We start from the raw sequence: 19,145 nt of genomic DNA, 5'->3' as shown, positions 1-19,145 counted from the left end.
CATTCAGTGATGCCAGGAGTAAGTATGAAGTTTGTCGATGAGGCAGTAATTAGGGTCGAAGCAGGCGACGGCGGTAGCGGTTGTGTGAGTTTCAGACGCGAAAAATATATCCCTGATGGTGGTCCTGATGGCGGTGATGGTGGCGATGGTGGCAGTGTCTATCTACAGGCCGATGAAAACCATAACACCCTGATTGAATACCGATTTGAACGTTTTCACATGGCTGAGCGCGGTGAAAACGGCCGTGGCCGTGACTGTACCGGCCATAGTGGTAAAGATTTGATTTTAAAAGTGCCTGTGGGTACGCGTGCCATTGATGATGAAACCGAAGAAGTCCTCGGCGATTTAACCACCCATGGCCAAAAGCTATTAGTGGCTAAAGGCGGATTCCACGGCTTAGGCAACACGCGCTTTAAGAGCAGTACTAACCGTGCGCCACGTCAAAAGACCTTAGGTACTCCGGGTGAAGTCCGTAGCCTGAAATTAGAGCTGCTGTTATTAGCCGACGTTGGCTTGCTGGGTATGCCTAACGCGGGTAAGTCGACCTTTATTCGTGCCGTATCACGTGCAACGCCAAAGGTTGCTGATTACCCCTTCACGACGTTAGTGCCTAACCTCGGTGTGGTTAACCCTCGCCCTGGTCAAAGCTTTGTGATCGCCGATATTCCTGGTTTGATCGAAGGCGCGGCAGAAGGCGCAGGTCTGGGTATTCGCTTCTTAAAGCACTTAGAACGTTGCCGTATTCTGTTACATATCATCGATATCGAGCCCATTGATGGCACAGATCCTGTGGATTCTGCCCGTGCGATCGTCGGTGAACTTGAAAAATATTCGCCAAAATTGGCGAGCAAGCCACGTTGGTTAGTCTTTAACAAGGCCGATTTGCTGCTCGAAGATGAGCTGAAAGAGAAAGTGGATCGCGTAGTTAAGGAACTAGGTTGGGAAGGTGAGGTTTATACCATTTCTGCCTATAGCCGCGATGGTACTAAAGAATTAGCGACCAAGCTGCTGGACTTCATCCAAAGTCTTCCACCGGAAGATAAAGATGCGAACCCAGATGCAGAGGTTGAGTTCAAGTGGGACAATTATCATCAAGCCAACATTGATGCGATCAATGAAGACTATGACGATGAATTCGACGATGACTTTGATGATGACGACTACGATGTAGAAGTGATCTACCAAAGATAATATCCCTATCTAAGTTTTGAGAGTCCCGTGTACGCAGATACTCAAAATGACATTACTCGGCAGGTTGTGCGTGTCGCACAACTGCTACTGGCCTACGGTGCTGAATCTGATTTAGTTGAAGAAATCAGTCAGCGCCTGGGTCAGGCCTTAGGATTGGCAAGTGTTGAGCTTTCCATCTCCTCTAATTCCCTCGTGTTAACCAGTTTAGTGCATGGTCGTTGTATCACGACGACGCGTCGGATCCGCGAGCATGGCATCAATATGACCATAGTCTGCGAGTTGCAGCGTATCTGTTTATTGACGGAAAAAGGGCTCTATGGTCCCAACGAAGTGCGTAAACGCCTAGCGCGGATTGAACCTAAGACCTACCCACCATATTTGGTTGTATTGATGATAGGTCTGTCCTGTGCAAGTTTCTGTCATCTATTTAATGGTGATGTCGCCGCATCAATCATCACTTTTTTTGCCTCAGCAGTCGGGATGTCGGTGCGCCTTGCGATCGCCAAGCGGCATTTTAATTTGCTGGTTAATTTTGCGGTGACGGCATTTGTCACCAGCTTATTGGCGCAGACGGGTTATGTGTTTAACTTGAGTGAGACTCCGCAGGCGGCCATGGCGGCCAGTGTGTTGATGCTGGTGCCGGGTTTTCCGATGATCAATGCGATTTCTGATATGGTCAAAGGCCATATGAACGTGGGGATTTCTCGCTGGGGTCATGCCACCTTGCTTACAGTGTCATCCGTTATTGGTATCACCATTGCGATGCAGCTAGGGGGGATCTTCCTATGATCGCCTTGTTGTGGACGCTATTACACGATGCCTTTTTCTCAGCAATTCCCGCTGTAGGCTTTGCCATGGTGTTTAACGTGCCGAAACGTTTCTTACCCTACTGCGCGCTTGCTGGCGCCATAGGGCACAGCTCACGCACGTTAATGCTGCAATTTGGCTTGCCTATCGAATGGGCAACCTTTGCCGCCGCGGCTCTAGTGGGGACTATCACTATCGGCTTTGCCAAGCGTCACCTCGCGCCGCCCTTGATGTATGCCGTTGCGGCGATTATCCCGATGATCCCTGGGACCTACGCTTTTAATACCGTAATAGCCCTAGTGCAATTAACGGCGCAGTCGCAGGTTAGCCAAGAGCTGACCGGACAAGTGATCAGTAACGGCTTAAAAACCGTGTTTATTTTAGGCGCGCTGTCGGTGGGCCTTGCTTTACCAAGTCTGCTGTATTTTAGAACCCGCCCTGTTATTCAATAAAAACAATACCAAAGGAGTGCCCATGCGCATTGCTATGATAGCCGCGATGGCAAACAATCGAGTTATTGGAAAAGACAATAAAATGCCATGGCATCTGCCCGAAGATTTACGCCACTTTAAAGCTATGACCTTAGGTAAACCTGTGGTAATGGGGCGTAAAACCTTCGAGTCCATCGGTCGCCCTTTACCTGGACGCCACAATATTGTGATTTCTCGCCAAGCGGATTTACAGATTGAAGGCGTGACCTGCGTGACCTCGTTCGAAGACGCTAAACTGGCTGCCGGTGATTGTGAAGAGTTGGTCGTTATCGGCGGTGGACAATTGTATCAGCAATTATTACCTCAAGCTGACAGGCTATACCTCACTCAAATTAATCTGGATGTTGAAGGAGATACCTTTTTCCCCTCATGGGATAGCGATAAATGGCTAGAAACAGAATCCTTAACTAGTATAAATGCTGATGGGTTAGAATATCGCTTTATCAATTTGACAAAAAAATGTTAAATTACGTTGTTCTGTTGTGTACCCTGTGCGTATGGATTGTCAATATGTCTAAGGTATTAGATCCGATAGGCCTGACTTAGTTGAGATAGCGGTATTTTACGGCTTTTTTACTGATGACTCCTAGGAGGCCGATATCTGCTAGAGATAGACGCAAACCATACAAAACATAATAAAACTATAAGAAAGTATTAAGGAGTATCGGATGCGTCTTATGCCCGTAGCTTTGGCTGCACTCATTGGATTTAGCTATGTTTCTGTGCCTACCACGGCGAAAGCTGCTGAAGCAGATCCACTGGTCGCAAGTATTTGTGATTACGTAAAAGCCAATGATAAAAACCGTCTACGTAAAAAACTAAAAGAAAGCCGTGTTAAATTACGCCAAGTGTACAGTGGGATTAGCTGTGATGGTCAAAGCTTATTGCGTACTGCCTATGCAGCAAATGCGAATGATGCGGGTGAGTTTGTGGCCAAGCGTTTATCTGTCAATGAACTCAGCGTACCAGAAGCCGATGGCATGACGATTCAAGCATGGGCTGAAGCGAATGGCCATGGCGCGAGTCCTATCACTGCTGCGGTGAAAGAGCGTTTAGGCGCAGCGGCTGGCGGTGAAGAAGAGTAATCATCTATTCCATCATTTTTAGTGTGTTTTTACACAGTAAAAGAATGATGCTTAAAATGCCGAACTGAGTTCGGCATTTTTTATAGGCGTCGTTTAGTTAGTTTTTGCCAAATATCCTGTATTGATATTGAGTTGGATGTTGATTGCCGAGTTCCTGTGTATTGCCACTGCTACCTGCTTTAATACCAATCGGATTAAATATCTGTTCATTCAGCGGGAGTTAAACGGGCTTTAGACAAGGCGAAGGCTTGAAGGCATAGTGGCGCTCTGTTGAAAGTCATAACTGCGGGATAGCTTAAAAGCCAAGCGAAAGCACAGGCATAAGCGCAAGCCAAAGAAAAGGGCCGCTATTGCGACCCTGTTTATACTTACGTGTTTGCTTACACTCTAAATTCACCAACAGAAGCTTGCAGCTCTTCGGCGAGCTTAGCGACTTGATGACTCGATTGCGCGGTTTGATCGGCGCCAATCGCAGTTTCTTCAGAAATTGCGGCAATATGCTCAAGCTTCTCAGATACTTGCTGGCTAACCAGATTTTGTTCCTGTGCAGCATGGGCAATGTGCGTGCCCGCATCGTAAGCTTTATGTACCGATTGGCTGATGGTCTCTAGGGCGAGATTAGCTTGCTCTGTCTTATCGACACAGGCATTGGCCTGGGCACGGCCCATATCCATGGCTGCTACGGCTTGCTGAGCCCCCTGTTGCAGCACCTCAATCATTTGCTGGATCTCGCGCGTCGAGACTTGGGTTCTAGATGCTAGGCTGCGCACTTCGTCTGCCACAACCGCGAAGCCTCGGCCTTGTTCACCAGCGCGTGCCGCTTCGATAGCCGCGTTTAATGCCAGTAGGTTAGTCTGCTCAGCAATACCGCGGATCACATCGAGAATTGAGCCGATAGATGCACTATCCGATTGTACCTTGTTGATCACTTGGCCAGCCTTAGCGACTTCGTCTGCGAGGGCTAAAATGGTGCGCTTATTCTCTTCGGCAATAGTGCGCATATGCTTGGCTTCTTGATCGGCCTGCTTGATCTGCGCCAGTGCATCATCTGCGCTCATCGAGACTTGTTGTGCACTAGAGCTTAATTCTGTTGTTGCCGTAGCGACTTGATCTACCTGATTCTTTTGCTCTTGAATCCCGGTCGTAGTTTGCGCAGTGATAGCCGATGTTTGTTCTGCTGCGGCGGCTAGCTGATTTGAACGATCTAAAATCCCAACGATTAAGCCGCGTAAGCTATCAACTAAACGATTGCAGTTTTTGGCGAGTTCGGCAAATTCATCGTGACCAGAGTCATCTAACTTATGGGTTAAATTGCCCGATGCGAGCACATTCAAAGCATTATTGACTTGGTTGAGTGAACGTTTTAAGGGCGTAACTACCGCAAAACTGATGATAACTGCGGCAACAATGGCAATCAGTACAACTATCATTGTGCGGATACTCGCGGCATCAATCTTGGCAATTGTCTCTTGGCTCATATTGGCCGCAACTGACTCGATGTTATCACTCACATCTTCCATATTGCGGTCGATAACTTTGACATCTTTCTCTATTATCGCCAATTGATTAGAGGCTGATAGGGCATGATTTAATTGGCTAGCTTTAAGTAGGACCATAGAATCTGGACCTTCGAGCAACGCGAGTACCTTTTTAATGTCCTCATTGACTGATGTTAAGGTATCCGCATCCACAATACCCTGCGCATGACGGTTAACGTATTCGAGCTTATTTTTGCTTTCACTAAGGATGTAATCGAGTTCCTTGGAAATGAGTTCGTGTTTACTCATTTCTTCGTTTGTCACCAAATCCGCAATAGTGGTGATGATATTTCCCATGCTGCTATCAATTGCGCTGGCTGAAGCAGCAAGACTCTGGGCATCAGGATTTTGACTATTCTCTAAATCGATAATATCGAGCAGTACCGATGAAGCATCATCAGCGGCATTTTCAAGTTTCTTCTTTAGGTTAATAAGCTGTTCTTGCTTGCTGAGGGCGGCTTCTCGTTCAGTGAGCATCGCGAGGCTGTCACGTTCAAAGGTTGAGAAACTACCGCTTAACTGGGAAATCAATGATGCTAAGTTGTCTTGTTTTTGAACTAGTTGATTGAGGTTGGTTATCTCATTTTTAAACTGAGTACCATGGTCGTTAAATACTTTTCGGATATCGGGAATAAGTTTGGATTTAGGGGCATGGTAGGCGATTAATACTTGACGTTGCTGTTCACTTAAGGATTCAGTCAAATGGTTGGTTGCCTTTAAGGCTGGAAGACTCAGCTCTTGCATCATTGCCGAACTATCTTTAAGGCTAATGTTCGTCAGGTACGAGGTAAATCCTAACAACACAAGTAAAAGCGTCACTATGCTAAACCCGCCAATGACTCGGGTGGCTACATTAACTTTCATAGGATACTCCGGTTATTATTATATTATTCCGAATGAAAAGATGATTAAAATTCAGGGCTTAGATGTACTGTCGTTTATCGACCAAACTCCGTGTTAGTTTAACTCTTTTTTAACCTTTTTTGGGTAATTTTTTGGTCTTTTTCAAGATGCCATAGGGTTAGATGTTCCCCCCAGCAACAGCCCGTATCTAATGCCTTTAGCTTAGGATCATTAACTTTACCCATCAATGCCGCCCAATGACCAAACACTAAGGTGTGACTTTCACGTAGCGCAGAAGTGAATTCAAACCAAGGCCGTAGCTGTGGATTAGTGCAATCCTCTGGCGGCTGTTTGCAGTCAAAGTCTAAATGACCATCGACATACAGATAGCGCATGCGGGTCAAAGCATTGATACAAAAGCGTAGGCGATTGATCCCTATAGCGCTTGGCTCCCAACGCTCGGCGGTATCGCTGTACATTTGGCTTATCAGCGCTTCGAGGTAATCGCTCTGTTTGAGGGCGTTGCTGACAAGTAAAGATTCTTGCCTTAATACCTCCAACGACCATTGTGGCGGCACACCGGCATGGGTCATGATGACTTTGTGCTCTGGTAATTCTCGCATTAACGGCTGTTGTCTGAGCCAGTCTATTAAACTCGTTATATCGGGCGCATTTAACAGTGGCGCGAGGTTATCGCTGGGTTTATCCCGCTTGAGTTTGCCGTGGAGGGCGAGTAAATGCAGATCGTGATTACCGAGGACGGTTTTGCCCGCATCACCTAAGGATTGAAAAAAACGCAGTGTAGCTAATGAATCTGGGCCTCTGGCGATCAGATCGCCAACCGCCCAGAGTTCATCGCGGGATGGATTAAAGTCGACTTTAGCAAGTAATCGTTGAAGTTCGGCAAAACAGCCTTGGACATCACCAACAAAATAATGGGCCACAATATCCTTTCTATAATTAAATCAATGTAATAAACCTGGGAGTGCTAAGCGGAAGGGCTTAATCGTTGCCTTAAAGTGCTCGCCTGATTCGCTGACCATACCATAAGTGCCATACATAATGCCAAGGGGGGTATCGAGCACTGTGCCGCTGGTATATTGGTAAGCGGTATTAGGGGGAATGGTTGGGGTTTCGCCGACAACACCTGCGCCTTGCACTTCACTGATTTTGCCGTTGGCGTCGGTAATAATCCAGTGGCGAGTTTCGAGCTTTGCGGCTTGCTCACCGAGGTTGATGATGGTGATAGTGTAGCTAAAGAGGTATTTCTGTTCCTCGGGTGAGGACTGTTGTTCAATGTATTCGGTTTTGACTTCGACTCGGATTGAGTCATCCAATGCGCTCATGCTGCTCCCTTTAATAAGATAGGGCACCCTAAAGTGCCCATCAAACTGATATTGCTTAAGCCTGCTTATCACACACCATATTCGCCATGGCGACATATTGCTCAACACTGATTTGCTCAGGGCGCAGGTTAGGGTCTATGCCTAGTTGTTCAAACTCTTCATCGCTTAACACTTGCTTAAGGTTGTTACGCAGTGTTTTACGGCGCATGTTAAAGGCTGTGGTGCACAGCTGGCGCAGTACATTCACATCCTTACAGGGGAATGGTTTTTCGGCATAGGGTAGCAAACGAACCACGGCAGAATCTACCTTTGGCGGTGGCGCAAAGCTATGGGGCGGCACTTCGAGCACGGGAACCACTTGGCAGAAGTACTGTGCCATCACAGTTAAGCGGCCATAGGCCTTGTTGCCAGGGCTTGCCGATAAACGCAGCACCACTTCTTTTTGCAGCATAAAGTGCATGGTTTCAATCTGCTCGGCAAATTCGAACAGATGAAACATCAAAGGGGTAGAAATGTTATAGGGTAAGTTACCAAATACTTTGAGTTTTTTACCCGGTACCACCAACTGGCTAAAGTCGAACTGCAGCGCATCGCCTTGGTGAATCGTGAGCTTATCCTTAAGTACAGGGTGATTCTGCAAGCGCTCAACCAGATCGCGGTCTAACTCGACAACGGTCAGATTATCTATCGCCGTGGCGACAGGTTCGGTTAAGGCGCCAAGGCCGGGGCCGATTTCGACCATCACATGGTCATTATCAGGGGCGATCGCACCCACAATGCGGTTAATCACATTGTCGTCGGTTAAGAAGTTTTGTCCGAAACGCTTTCTGGCCGTGTGGCCTAAATGTACTTTGCTACTCATTAATATCTAATCGTTTAGTTTTTTGAGGATAACTCAATGGCTTTATTCAAGGCGCAGACAAAACTGCCAATATCGGCTTTGCCAGTTCCCGCAAGATCGAGCGCCGTACCATGGTCAACCGAGGTACGGATATAAGGTAAACCTAAGGTAATGTTTACCGATTTGCCAAATCCCTGTGACTTTAGAACGGGTAAGCCTTGGTCATGGTACATGGCCAACACGACATCCGCGTCCTGTAAATATTTAGGTTGGAACAGGGTATCGGCGGGTAGAGGGCCGACAATGTTCATTTGATACTCTTCACGCAGTTCGTTCAGTGCCGGAATAATCACATCGATTTCTTCCCGGCCAAGATGGCCGTCTTCACCCGCGTGTGGGTTTAATCCACAGACATAAATTTTAGGGGAAGCAATGGCAAACTTACTGATAAGATCAGCGTGTAAAATCTTGATAATATGATGCAAACGCTGGCGCGTAATGGCTTTTGCTACATAGGCCAGAGGGATATGGGTGGTCACCAGTGCCACCTGTAAGCCTTGAGTCGCTAACATCATGACCACATCGGGGCAGTTGGCCTGATGGGCAAAAAACTCGGTATGGCCGCTAAAGGAAATCCCCGCTTGGTTGATGATCCCTTTATGGACTGGGCCAGTAACTACGGCATCAAACTCGCCGCTCATGTTTTTCTCACCCGCATAACGCAGCGTTTCAACTACATAGGCACTGTTTTGCTCATCGAGCTGGCCGCAAACGGCGTCGGTCACCAGTTTGAAAGGCGCGATGGTAAGTGTACCGGCCTCTTGGGGCCTTGGGGCTTGATCGGGCAAATAAGGGCGGAAAGTAACATGCAGGCCGAGTCGTTTAGCTCGGCTAGCTAATAATTCGGGATCCGCACAAACGACTAACTCAGCAGGCCAAGCCTGCTGAGCGAGTTGCACGACTAAATCGGGGCCGATACCCGCAGGTTCTCCGGGGGTGACGGCAATACGTTTAGTGGTCAATTTACCTTAACCTCGGTTTGACTCAGGCTGAAAGACTTCAATGTATGCGTCGGCACGCATTTCGTCTAGCCAGTTTTGCAGTTCTTCATTAAATTTGCGACGGAAGATCAGTTGGTGTGCACGGTTAGTATTAAATTGATCCGTGGCATCGGTTTTTCTGCGCTCTTCCAGCTGCGCGATATGCCAGCCGTGCGTAGTACGGAAAGGCTCACTGATTTGATCTTGGCTTAAGCTATTAAGAGTTTGCGCAAACTCAGGCACATAAATGCTTGGCTCTGCCCAACCCAGTTCACCGCCTTTAGTGGCTGAACCTGGATCTTCAGAGTATTGGCGCGCTAAATCTTCAAACTTGGCTTCGCCAGAGCGAATTTGCTTTAAGAACTGCTCTAACATGGCCTTAGCGCGGTCTTCCGACAGAATTGGCGATGGCTTGAGCAGGATATGACGCGCTCTGACTTCTTCAATTTCTTTGGTTTGTAAACCACGGGCATCCATGATCTTGATGATGTGGAAACCTGCGCCACTCTTGATTGGGCCGATAATATCGCCTTTCTTCGCGCCATTGATCACTTCGGCAAACAGCGTTGGCATCTCGTTGATGTTCATGTAATCCCAGATACCGCCTTCCAGTGCCTTAGGACCCGATGAAGAGGCGATGGCGGTGCGGCGGAAATCCTCACCACTCTTTAAGCGTTCGAGTACCGCGTTTGCGCGCTTGCTGGAGGCTTCCAGTTGTTCACTGCTTGGGTTGTTCGGTACGTCAATCAGGATATGGCCGATTTGGTATTCGACGTCCTTCATACCTTGCTCTTGGATCAGTTTTACCAGGCCGGTGATTTCCTGTGGTGACACTTGGATACGGCGTTGTACTTGGATACGTTGGATTTCACCTAGGGTGATTTCTTCACGCAGTTGCTCGCGGTACTGGCTGAAGCTTAAGCCTTCGCTCTCGATTTTTTGCTGCATTTGCGCCACGGTCATTTTTTGCTCGCGGGCAATGTTTTCAATTGCTTGGTCTAACTGTAAGTCACCGATATGCAGACCGATACGATCCGCCATCTGCAACTGTAAACGAGTGAGGATGAGTCGCTCGATAACCTGAGTACGCAGTGCACTGTCGGATGGCAACGATTGATTCGCGGCTCTCGCATTGGCTTTGACAGTGTCAATCATATTGGTGATTTCACTTTCGAGCACAATACCGTCGTTGATTTGAACGGCAACACGGTCGATAGGCTGAGGAGCGGCCATAGTAGGCTGGCTGATAGCGAGTGCAAATAAAGCAAAAATCAGATGTTTACTGGGTTTCATCCACAAAATCCTTGGCACGTTCTAAGGTCAAATTCGACGGCTTATTTAAGTTAACTTTACCATTTATATCGAAATTACAGTGAGTTGCCTAAATGTTCTTTTGTTAGTAACTCTAAAAGCGTGCGTTCCTAAACTCTTTTTGGGGGAGCGCACGGCTTTCATTAACCTGTTTGGACTCTCAGTCCTTGTTGAGGTTCAGCAATCTACCACAAATCTTTGCTAATTCCTCAGGTAAAGCGGTTTTCTGTAGTTAAACAGACCATCATTGAGCATATCTGATACGCCTAATGGGCCTGAACCACCGAGTCCTTTGATGACTAAATTCAAGTAAACGCCGCTTTCAAATTGCTCACGGTCATTGATTGCGGCCGAACCAATATTGTCATCGTAGTTGGTTTTAATGCGATAGTGATAACTGAGACGAATAGCATAACAGCATGATTCATATTGGAAACCTGTATAGGTTTCAACGCTGCGACTCTCGTTAAGGTCGTAGTACCAGTTACCGACAAAATACAGACTGTCGTTAATCGGCCATGCTCCACGCACACCCGCTTGGGAAATATTTACCAGATCGTTGGTGTTGGAGTTCAGCAGATCCGGTACATAACGATAACTGAGTTGTAAGAGCTTATTGACCTCAGGACGGAAGTCTAAGGTAACTTCGGTTTTCTTGTTATCACTGGTATTGGTATCGTACTGAATCGCAGCGCCTAAATACCAATCATGGCTTAAGCGAGTATCTAATTCGGCAGCTAATACTGATGTAGATTGATTTTGCTCGAAAATATTGTCTTCGTAACCTAGCTTACTGTCCTGTAGATAGAAGATTTGCCCAAGGCTGAACTTAGTCGCCTCTTGGTTGTGATCATCAAATAAACGGGTTGTGACACCAAGAGTAACTTGGTTAGCATCGGCGATACGGTCAAGGCCGGAGAAGCGGCGGTCACGGAACAGACCGAAGTAGTCGTCCTGTAACTGGGCGGTATCGTAAATGCCGATGCCACGCTGATCTTCATAACCGACGTATAAATATTGGAACTGAGGTTCGAGCGTCTGGCGGTAGTTTTGATCGAACAATTCGGTAAAACGCTCGAAGTTGATCTGACCATTAATTCGCACCTGCGGAATGGTGCGGCTGACAGTGTCGTCTAATTCATCGAATCCACTGTTGTTTTTTTCTTGCCAGTAGTTGGTCTGCATCAGTTTAACTTGGCTGGTTAACGAACCCGAAGGGCCATGGATTGGCAATGTTAAGCTAGGCGCCATATGCAAACGAGTAGCGGTATTGACATTGTCATCTTGGTGGGCAAAGTTTGTTAGCTCTGAATTGAAGCCAAAGTCCAAGTTATTCCAAAAGTCGGCGGCGCGGTAGTTAAAGTTTACCTGCGGCATCACTTGATAAGGTTTTTCGTCCTCACCGAGCACTTTAATATCTTGCACCCGGGTGCTGATATCCCAATCTCGTTCGAAGTAGCTGACTTCACCAATCCGCGATAATTGGTTATCGGTCGCGCGGTTGACATCAGATTTTAAGTCATTGAAATAGTTGTTATCTGACACCTCGGTAAAGTTAGCGAGTACCCGCCAGTTTTTATCGATGGCGCCTTGATGTTGCCAGTTATAAAGGTAACGGCTTGGGCTGCCGCTGATCATCTGATCGTTGCCCAGATATTCTAAATTCAAGCGGCCATTTTGAGCCTCACCCGCGAGATAACGAAACTCTGTCTTGGTGAATAAACCACGGTTAGACATATAGTTAGGTGTAAAGGTGAGATCGTATTCCGGCGCGATATTCCAATAATAGGGCGCGGAAACTTCAAAACCGTTAGTGGTGCTGGTGCTAAAGCTTGGGTAGAGGAAGCCGGTTTTACGTTTATCGGAAACTGGCACCGTCATATAAGGAATGTAGAACACCGGAATGTCGGCAACTCTTAGCTTAGCATTCCAAATCTCGCCCCATTCTTCTTCGCTGTTAATCTTAATTTTTTCTGCTTCGAGCAGCCAAGAAACATTGTCTGGCGGGCAAGTCGTGAAGTTAGTGTTGGTTAAGATCAGGTTGTTGTTGATGGTGATTTGCAGCTTTTCGGCATCACCGTGAACCTGTTGACCATGCAACCAATACTGTGCACCCTTTAGGGTCGCGCGATTGCTGCGCATTTGTGCCTGAAGTGAGTCGGCGGTAACAGTAAAATTACTGTCTTGGAAAACCAGGTTACCATTGGCATCAAACTGCTCGGTCGCTTGGTCGAGAATTGCCTCATCGGCGGCAATGTGCCTGTCGCCCTGGCTGAAGACTACATCACCGGTAAAAATGGCTTGTTTGCCCATCTCGGCGTTTGAACTGTCCGAAACGATACGAATTTTCTCTTTGTCAGCTGCACTCAGGCCGGGTTCAGATACGATACGAGGTACTGGCGGTTCAATGACGCATTGTGACGCTGAGGCTGTGGGAGATTCGTCTGCCAGGACAACTTGCGGTAACAGGCTCAAGGCCAGAAAGTAACGGATCTGCATCTTAGGTCAATAATAATGATTTCTTTGTCTGGACAAGTATCGACGGGGAAAGTTGCAAACTACAAGTGCAACGCAGCAAATAAATCTCTCAATTTCTTAGCTGTTTCCAAATTATATGCCAGCTATAATAAAGCAATTTTTCTATAAGAGCCATGAAATGACCTTATCCGACTCGAGATTTATTTCCCTTAATCAGTGGCTGAACTGTTATTTTTCCTATGATGTGACTCCAATTCTGATTTCCGGTGACGCCAGTTTTAGGCGCTATTTCCGGGTCACGGACCGCGATGCAAGCTACATTGTTGCCGATTCGCCGCCTACCTTAGTGCCTATCGCACCTTTTATCGCCCTTGCCAGTGCCTATGCGGCGGCGGGACTGACAGTTCCAAAAGTCATCGCCTCAGATGCCGAACAAGGCTTTATGCTACTGAGCGATCTTGGGGATACTCAGTTATTATCAGTGCTGACCGATGCGAATGTCGCGGACTATTACCGCTGCGCCTTGGCATTGTTGCCTCAGGTGGCCTCAGTGGTTGAAAGCCTTGACCCTGTTACTGGCACTACACAGCCATTGCCTTTGTACGATGAGGCGTTTGTGCGCCGTGAGTTGGGGATCTTTACCGAGTGGTTGTTAGAAAGACATTTACAGCTCGAACTTAGCGACGAGGAACGCTCACTGGTAGAGAAGAGCTTTGACCTCTTGGTGGAAAATGCCCTCGCGCAACCCAAAGTGGGCATGCACCGAGATTACCACAGCCGCAACTTGATGCTAAAAGAGGGCGAGTTGTGCGTGATTGATTTCCAAGATGCGGTGCTCGGGCCTGTAACCTACGATGCTGTGTCTTTACTGCGGGATTGCTATGTGCGTTGGCCGCCAACCATGGTGCAGGAATTAATGCAGCAGCATTATCATCAAGTGCTTGAGTTGGGGCAAATTCCCGCACAAACATCCTTTCCCCAGTATCAAACTTGGTTTGATTTAATGGGGCTGCAGCGCCATATCAAGGCCGCAGGGATTTTTGCGCGTTTACACTATAGGGATAACAAGCCCGCCTATATGGCCGATATTCCGTTAACCTTGTCGTACATTGTTGATATCGCCAGCCTTTATCCTGCGCTCACACCATTTTCCGCTTGGGTTCAATCGCGCATAGTGCCTGCGTTTACGCCCAAGGGAAAAGAGACTAAGCAGGGAGACAAGCAATGAAGGCGATGATCCTGGCGGCTGGCAGGGGAGAGCGTTTACGCCCTTTGACCGACAAGCTGCCCAAACCTTTAGTGCCCGTCTTAGGTAAACCGCTGATTGTGTACCATATTGAGAAGTTGGCCGCGGCGGGGATTGTCGATATTGTGATTAACCACGCTTGGCTTGGGCATAAGTTGGTCGAAACTTTAGGCGATGGTCATGCCTTTGGGGTCAAAATCCAATATAGCGCCGAAGCTACGGCCCTCGAAACCGGAGGCGGAATAAAACAGGCCTTATCTTTGCTGACTGACGGCGACTCGGATGCGCCGTTTTTAGTGCTCAATGGCGATGTATTTATCGATGCCTTGCCGACGATTGTCCCCTTAGCGGATACTGCTTTGGCGCATTTATGGTTGGTGCCGAATCCCGAGCAACATCCAAACGGTGACTTTGCCTTAGAGCAGGGTCTTGTACGTGAGCAGGGTGAGCAAAAATACACTTTCTCTGGGATGGGTTTATATCGCCCATCATTATTTAACGGCACGCCAGATGGTGCCTTTGCCCTTGGGCCTTTGCTGCGGGCTAAAATGGCCGATGGCTTGATCACTGGTGCACACTTTAATGGACTCTGGTGCGATGTCGGGACGATTGCACGTCTGCAAGCATTAGAGTCAGTGCTGGCGTAATGGCATATCGCCTAACGTTTAGCGCCCTGAGTGAACGGTTTCACTCGCCATGTCGATTGACTGAATAAATTATCAAATTGGGAATTAAGATGCGCCTTTGGGGTAAGTTTTTTGGATTTGTTATCGGGTTTATGTTTGGCCGTATTTTCGGTGCGCTACTGGGTTTATGGCTTGGGCATCTCTACGACAAACGCGCCGGTGGTGGTGCCAGTTTTAGTCAGATTTTAGGTCAGGCCAAGAATCGACAGGGGATATTCTTTAACACTACCTTCGCGGTGATGGGCCATGTGGCCAAGGCGTCGGGTCGTGTGACTGAAACCGATATCCGTATCGCGACTATGTTGATGGATCAGATGTGCTTAACAGGTGAAGCCCGTAAAGAGGCGCAGCAGGCGTTCCGTGAGGGTAAAGAGCCAGACTTTGACCTGCGTAGCAGCCTGCAAGCCTTTCGCGCCGTGACCCAAGGTCGCCAAGAGCTGGTGCAAATGTTTATCGAGATCCAAATTCAAACCGCCTTATCGGACGGTGAGCTCGATCCCGCTGAGCATGCAATCCTGATGACGGTGGCCCAAGAGTTAGGTTATGGTCGTGGGCAACTCGATGAATTACTTAAACGTTGGCAAGCGGAATACCGTTTCCACCAAACCTCTAATGGAAATAAAACCTCGATTACCGACGCCTACCATTTGCTCGGTATTAATGCCGAGGCGACGGATCAAGAGGTCAAGCGGGCCTATCGCAAGTTGATGAATGAACATCATCCCGATAAGTTAATCGCTAAGGGGTTACCACCCGAGATGATGGAAATTGCCAATCGTAAGGCGCAGGATATCCAAGCTGCGTACGACAGGGTGAAATCGGAGCGCGGCATGCGCTAACGCTTCGGTTAACGTTGTCGACGCAAGGAATAATAACGACAGATAAGGGATTAAGATGAAATACGTTAACCGATTAACTGTGATAGCTGGTTTATTACCTCTAACCCTCGCATTACCAACCTATGCCGAACCCGAGCTGTTTGTCGCCCCCTACGGTGGTTACAGCTTTGGCGGCAGCTCGTTCGATATCAATGAACTCGATGCTAACAAGGCTGAAACCAATAATAAGCAGAGTGTGGGTATCGAAGAGGCGAGCCATTACGGCATCATGTTAGGGATTGGTACTAACGATCCCGGCAATATTTACCTGCTCTACAGTCGCCAATCCTCCGAACTGAAAAGCGGCGGCCTGTTTACCCCAGACTTAGTCGCCTCCTTAGATGTGGACTATATCCACCTTGGCGGTACTTTATTCTTCCCAAGTGGCGATTTTCAGCCCTACATTACCGCCAGTGCCGGGGTAACTCGGATGATGCCCGATGATTGGTCAACGGAAACCCGCTTCTCCATGGGCATTGGTGGCGGCGCCGAATATCGCATGACGCAAAACTTCGCGCTGTTTGCTGACTTGCGAGGCTACGCGACCTTTATCGACAGTGACACCTCGCTTTTTTGTAATGAAGACCAATGCCTATGGCATGTAACGTCGGATGTGATGTGGCAAGTGCAAGCTAATCTTGGGGTCAAACTCAGTTTTTAATTCTCCAGCTTTATGGGCAAGGCGCAAACGCAGTTAAGAGGTAAAGATGAAAATAGTCGTACTCGATGGTGAAACCTTAAATCCTGGGGATTTAACTTGGCAAGCGGTCAGCGCATTAGGGGACTTTAGTTGTTTTGCCCGCACGCCTTCGGCCGAGATTATCCCCCGCGCTCAGGATGCCGAGATAGTGCTCACCAACAAGACGCCCCTCGATGCCAACACCTTAGCCCAACTGCCTAAGCTTAAATATATCGGCGTGCTCGCTACGGGTACCAACGTGGTGGATCTTGCCGCCGCAAAAGAGTTAGGCATAGTGGTCACCAACGTGCCCGCCTATGGCCCCGATGCCGTCGCGCAAATGGTGTTTGCCCATATTTTACATCACACGCAAGCCGTTGCGGCGCACCATCAAGCCGTTGCCGCAGGGCAATGGAGCAATTGCAGTGACTTTTGTTTCACCTTAATGCCGCTGCAATCCCTCAAAGGCAAAACCTTAGGCTTGATTGGTTATGGGGATATTGGCCAGCAGGTCGCTAAACTCGCCTTAGCTTTCGGTATGAAGGTGTTAGTCAATACCCGCACCGAACCCAGCAATTTACCCCAAGGCGTGAGTTGGACATCCCGTGATACGGTATTTAAAGAGTCCGATATTCTCTCGCTTCATTGTCCTCTCACTCCTGAAACGACCGAACTAATTAATGCCCAAACCCTCGAATTAATGAAGCCGCAGGCGCTACTGATCAACACCGCGCGCGGCGGCTTAATCGATGAGGCTGCGTTGGCGGCGGCATTAACGCAGGGCAAAGTCTTTGCCGGCGTCGATGTTCTCTCAACCGAACCACCGAGTGCGGATAATCCGCTACTCACTGCGCCGAATATCAGTATCAGCCCCCACAATGCCTGGGCAACCAAAGAAGCACGGCAGAACTTACTTAATATCGCGACGGCAAATCTCTGCGCCTATTTAGCTGGCGATAGAGTGAATTGGGTGAATCCATAAGGCTTGTGGGTTTGGCGGCTTTGATAAGAGATAATGCGTTTATTCCAAAGTCACTCCGTTGTGTGCTGAAGAGTGCAATACATGGAGTGGATAGTGCCGTTAACGGCATAAAATTGGGGGGAGACGATATTTAAGTGCTGAGTTATAGGTGAGCCATGGTATTCGCTCACCGACACGCAGCGAGTCCGTCCGTGGATGCTCGACCGCCCCGTCCATGGGGCGGACGGTCGTCTCGCAAATCGCCCATGGCTCACCTGTTTAGCATCGGCGTCGCATGTGAGTATTAACAAAGAAATACACCGCATGTTTTGGGACAAAAGCGTGCTATGTTTTGCGCGAAATTATCTCCATTTCGGATAAACAAAAATAATCCCAAACGCTGAGTCGTAACTAACTTAAGGATGTAACGCTTGGCTTGATGCTTTTCCTTTACACCATTTGCCGCTGTTATGCTGTTTTTTAAACGCGCACATGCTATCCCATCGACCACTTATGCCACTGTATTGACGTCGAAACTCTTTGGCTGATGTGAGCCACGCATCGGGCGCAATGCCTAATTCATTGAGTAGTTTCGGCCGTTGATTATCGATATAGCCTTTCTTATCAAGGCGGATGGCGCGGCCTGTCCAATCAATCAGTTCGAGATAATCGGCAAAATGAAACGGAATGCCCGCTTGCTCATTTAGGTGAGCTGCGCCATCGAATTGGACCAGAGCCTTGTGGGGAATATGAGCTTGATTAGTTGCGGAGTCAGTTTGTGGCGTTGAGATGGCTAATAAACGATTGGGTGAATCTAGCGAGTTAATTCGCTCCTGAATCGATGTAAAATCAGAGGATTGCAAAGAATCGGCAATGCCTGCTCGAATGGGGTTTAAATCGACATACATCATACACGCGAGCAGGGCTTGCTCATCTAGCAGCGCTTGCGACTTAAATCGGCCTTCCCAAAAGGCGCCCTTGCACTCATCCTCACGATTAGCCTTACGGGCAATTTCTTCGTTTAAACAACGCATAAACCAAGAAATACTGCTTAATCGTTCATGCCACTCGGTAATTAAGCCATCGAGCAACATGCGTTCACCTTCGATTAATGCATCACCATTCATATACTTAGTCGCGACTGCATGGCCTTTAGTGATTTGGCACCAACGGCTGATAATGTCTTTTTGCGTTAAGGATTTGGCCTTATCGACATCTATTTTAAGCACTAAATGATAGTGATTGCTCATCACCGCGTAAGCGCAAATATCCACACAAAATATCGCAGACAAGGCTTTGATTTTATCAACAATCCAGCCACGTCGATGCTCGTAACTACGTCCAGTGAGCTTATCCTCACCGCACAAAAAAGCCCTTCTAACACAGCGATTTATCACATGATAGAAGGGCGTTGCATTAGCATCAATTAGCTGTCTTCTGGCCGAAGTCATAGCAAACTCCACACAGACAAAATCAGGATAATTTAAAGCCTAGTAGAAGGGGCTGAAAAACACAAAAAGATATGGCTGTCCTTGCTATTTTTTTGCTATTTTTTTGCAGAACCTGCTGAATATCGCAACAGCAAATCTCAGCGCCTATTTAGCTGGCGAGCGAGTTAATTGTGTGAATCCCTAAGGTTTGTGGGTTAGAACGTTTCTTTTGATAAGAGATAATGCGTTTATTCCAAAGCTACTCTGTTGTGTGATGAAGAGTGTAATACATGG

18 protein-coding genes and 1 pseudogene are annotated in these 19,145 nt (G+C 47.8%); 10 read left to right on the top strand and 9 right to left on the bottom strand.

From position 1 onward, the window contains the following. Nucleotides 1-24 precede the first annotated feature (24 nt). The 5 genes from cgtA to SHD_RS15365 all read left to right on the top strand — a co-directional run bounded on the left by cgtA (nt 25) and on the right by SHD_RS15365 (nt 3,574). Entirely contained in the window at nt 25-1,191 is a 1,167-nt protein-coding gene (gene cgtA / locus SHD_RS15385; RefSeq protein ID WP_023267951.1) for an Obg family GTPase CgtA, read from the top strand. 27 nt (nt 1,192-1,218) lie between these two features. Continuing rightward, nucleotides 1,219-1,980 (top strand): threonine/serine exporter family protein, encoded by a 762-nt coding sequence (locus SHD_RS15380; protein ID WP_023267950.1) that lies wholly within the window; start codon nt 1,219-1,221, stop codon nt 1,978-1,980. After that, a complete protein-coding gene (locus SHD_RS15375) occupies nt 1,977-2,450 on the top strand; it encodes a threonine/serine exporter family protein (RefSeq protein WP_011621694.1) in 474 nt (157 codons plus the stop codon). The genes SHD_RS15380 and SHD_RS15375 overlap by 4 nt, the downstream gene beginning before the upstream one ends. 22 nt (nt 2,451-2,472) lie before the next feature. Next, nucleotides 2,473-2,955 carry a type 3 dihydrofolate reductase gene (gene folA, locus SHD_RS15370; RefSeq protein ID WP_023267949.1) on the top strand — a complete coding sequence of 161 codons (483 nt, stop codon included), beginning with the start codon at nt 2,473-2,475 and terminating at the stop codon, nt 2,953-2,955. Nucleotides 2,956-3,157: 202 nt separating this feature from the next. Then, entirely contained in the window at nt 3,158-3,574 is a 417-nt protein-coding gene (locus SHD_RS15365; RefSeq protein ID WP_023267948.1) for a DUF3718 domain-containing protein, read from the top strand. Between the two features lie 97 nt (nt 3,575-3,671). Here the strand turns inward: SHD_RS15365 and SHD_RS22300 are convergent. The 8 genes and pseudogenes from SHD_RS22300 to lptD form a co-directional block, all read right to left on the bottom strand. Beyond that, nucleotides 3,672-3,851, bottom strand: a pseudogene (locus tag SHD_RS22300) (hypothetical protein); the annotation flags it as partial. Between the two features lie 103 nt (nt 3,852-3,954). Continuing rightward, nucleotides 3,955-5,976: a methyl-accepting chemotaxis protein gene (locus tag SHD_RS15360; RefSeq protein WP_023267947.1), complete on the bottom strand. Its 2,022-nt coding sequence runs from the start codon at nt 5,974-5,976 to the stop codon at nt 3,955-3,957. Between the two features lie 98 nt (nt 5,977-6,074). After that, nucleotides 6,075-6,899 (bottom strand): symmetrical bis(5'-nucleosyl)-tetraphosphatase, encoded by an 825-nt coding sequence (locus tag SHD_RS15355; RefSeq protein ID WP_023267946.1) that lies wholly within the window; start codon nt 6,897-6,899, stop codon nt 6,075-6,077. A gap of 21 nt (nt 6,900-6,920) precedes the next feature. Further along, nucleotides 6,921-7,301: a Co2+/Mg2+ efflux protein ApaG gene (gene apaG, locus SHD_RS15350; protein WP_023267945.1), complete on the bottom strand. Its 381-nt coding sequence runs from the start codon at nt 7,299-7,301 to the stop codon at nt 6,921-6,923. A gap of 55 nt (nt 7,302-7,356) precedes the next feature. After that, nucleotides 7,357-8,163 (bottom strand): 16S rRNA (adenine(1518)-N(6)/adenine(1519)-N(6))-dimethyltransferase RsmA, encoded by an 807-nt coding sequence (gene rsmA / locus SHD_RS15345; protein ID WP_011627022.1) that lies wholly within the window; start codon nt 8,161-8,163, stop codon nt 7,357-7,359. Nucleotides 8,164-8,177: 14 nt separating this feature from the next. Further along, nucleotides 8,178-9,164: a 4-hydroxythreonine-4-phosphate dehydrogenase PdxA gene (pdxA, locus tag SHD_RS15340; RefSeq protein ID WP_023267944.1), complete on the bottom strand. Its 987-nt coding sequence runs from the start codon at nt 9,162-9,164 to the stop codon at nt 8,178-8,180. A 6-nt stretch (nt 9,165-9,170) separates the two neighbouring features. Beyond that, the gene (surA, locus tag SHD_RS15335; RefSeq protein ID WP_023267943.1) at nt 9,171-10,475 is read right to left on the bottom strand and encodes a peptidylprolyl isomerase SurA; all 1,305 of its coding nucleotides are present in this window, start codon (nt 10,473-10,475) and stop codon (nt 9,171-9,173) included. A 219-nt stretch (nt 10,476-10,694) separates the two neighbouring features. Continuing rightward, on the bottom strand, nt 10,695-12,992 hold the full coding sequence (gene lptD, locus SHD_RS15330; protein ID WP_023267942.1) for an LPS assembly protein LptD: 2,298 nt from the start codon (nt 12,990-12,992) through the stop codon (nt 10,695-10,697). 115 nt (nt 12,993-13,107) lie between these two features. Between lptD and SHD_RS15325 the strand changes: the two genes are divergently transcribed. The 5 genes from SHD_RS15325 to SHD_RS15305 all read left to right on the top strand — a co-directional run bounded on the left by SHD_RS15325 (nt 13,108) and on the right by SHD_RS15305 (nt 17,442). Next, a complete protein-coding gene (locus SHD_RS15325) occupies nt 13,108-14,199 on the top strand; it encodes an aminoglycoside phosphotransferase family protein (protein WP_023267941.1) in 1,092 nt (363 codons plus the stop codon). Then, the gene (gene murU / locus SHD_RS15320) at nt 14,196-14,864 is read left to right on the top strand and encodes an N-acetylmuramate alpha-1-phosphate uridylyltransferase MurU (protein ID WP_023267940.1); all 669 of its coding nucleotides are present in this window, start codon (nt 14,196-14,198) and stop codon (nt 14,862-14,864) included. The genes SHD_RS15325 and murU overlap by 4 nt, the downstream gene beginning before the upstream one ends. Before the next feature lie 89 nt (nt 14,865-14,953). Further along, nucleotides 14,954-15,742, top strand: a complete 789-nt coding sequence (djlA, locus tag SHD_RS15315) for a co-chaperone DjlA (RefSeq protein WP_023267939.1) — start codon at nt 14,954-14,956, stop codon at nt 15,740-15,742. Nucleotides 15,743-15,797: 55 nt separating this feature from the next. Beyond that, nucleotides 15,798-16,442, top strand: a complete 645-nt coding sequence (locus tag SHD_RS15310) for an outer membrane beta-barrel protein (protein ID WP_023267938.1) — start codon at nt 15,798-15,800, stop codon at nt 16,440-16,442. Nucleotides 16,443-16,488: 46 nt separating this feature from the next. Then, complete coding sequence (locus SHD_RS15305; protein ID WP_023267937.1) at nt 16,489-17,442, top strand: D-2-hydroxyacid dehydrogenase; 954 nt, start codon at nt 16,489-16,491, stop codon at nt 17,440-17,442. 395 nt (nt 17,443-17,837) lie between these two features. Here the strand turns inward: SHD_RS15305 and SHD_RS15300 are convergent, their stop codons facing one another. Then, entirely contained in the window at nt 17,838-18,872 is a 1,035-nt protein-coding gene (locus SHD_RS15300) for a transposase (protein ID WP_023267936.1), read from the bottom strand. Nucleotides 18,873-19,145: the final 273 nt, after the last annotated feature.

The sequence above is a fragment of the Shewanella decolorationis S12 genome, from assembly GCF_000485795.1.
Taxonomy (GTDB): Bacteria; Pseudomonadota; Gammaproteobacteria; order Enterobacterales; family Shewanellaceae; genus Shewanella; species Shewanella decolorationis.
The sequence above is the reverse complement of the archived record's forward strand: the minus strand, read 5'-3'. Positions and strand labels throughout refer to the sequence as shown.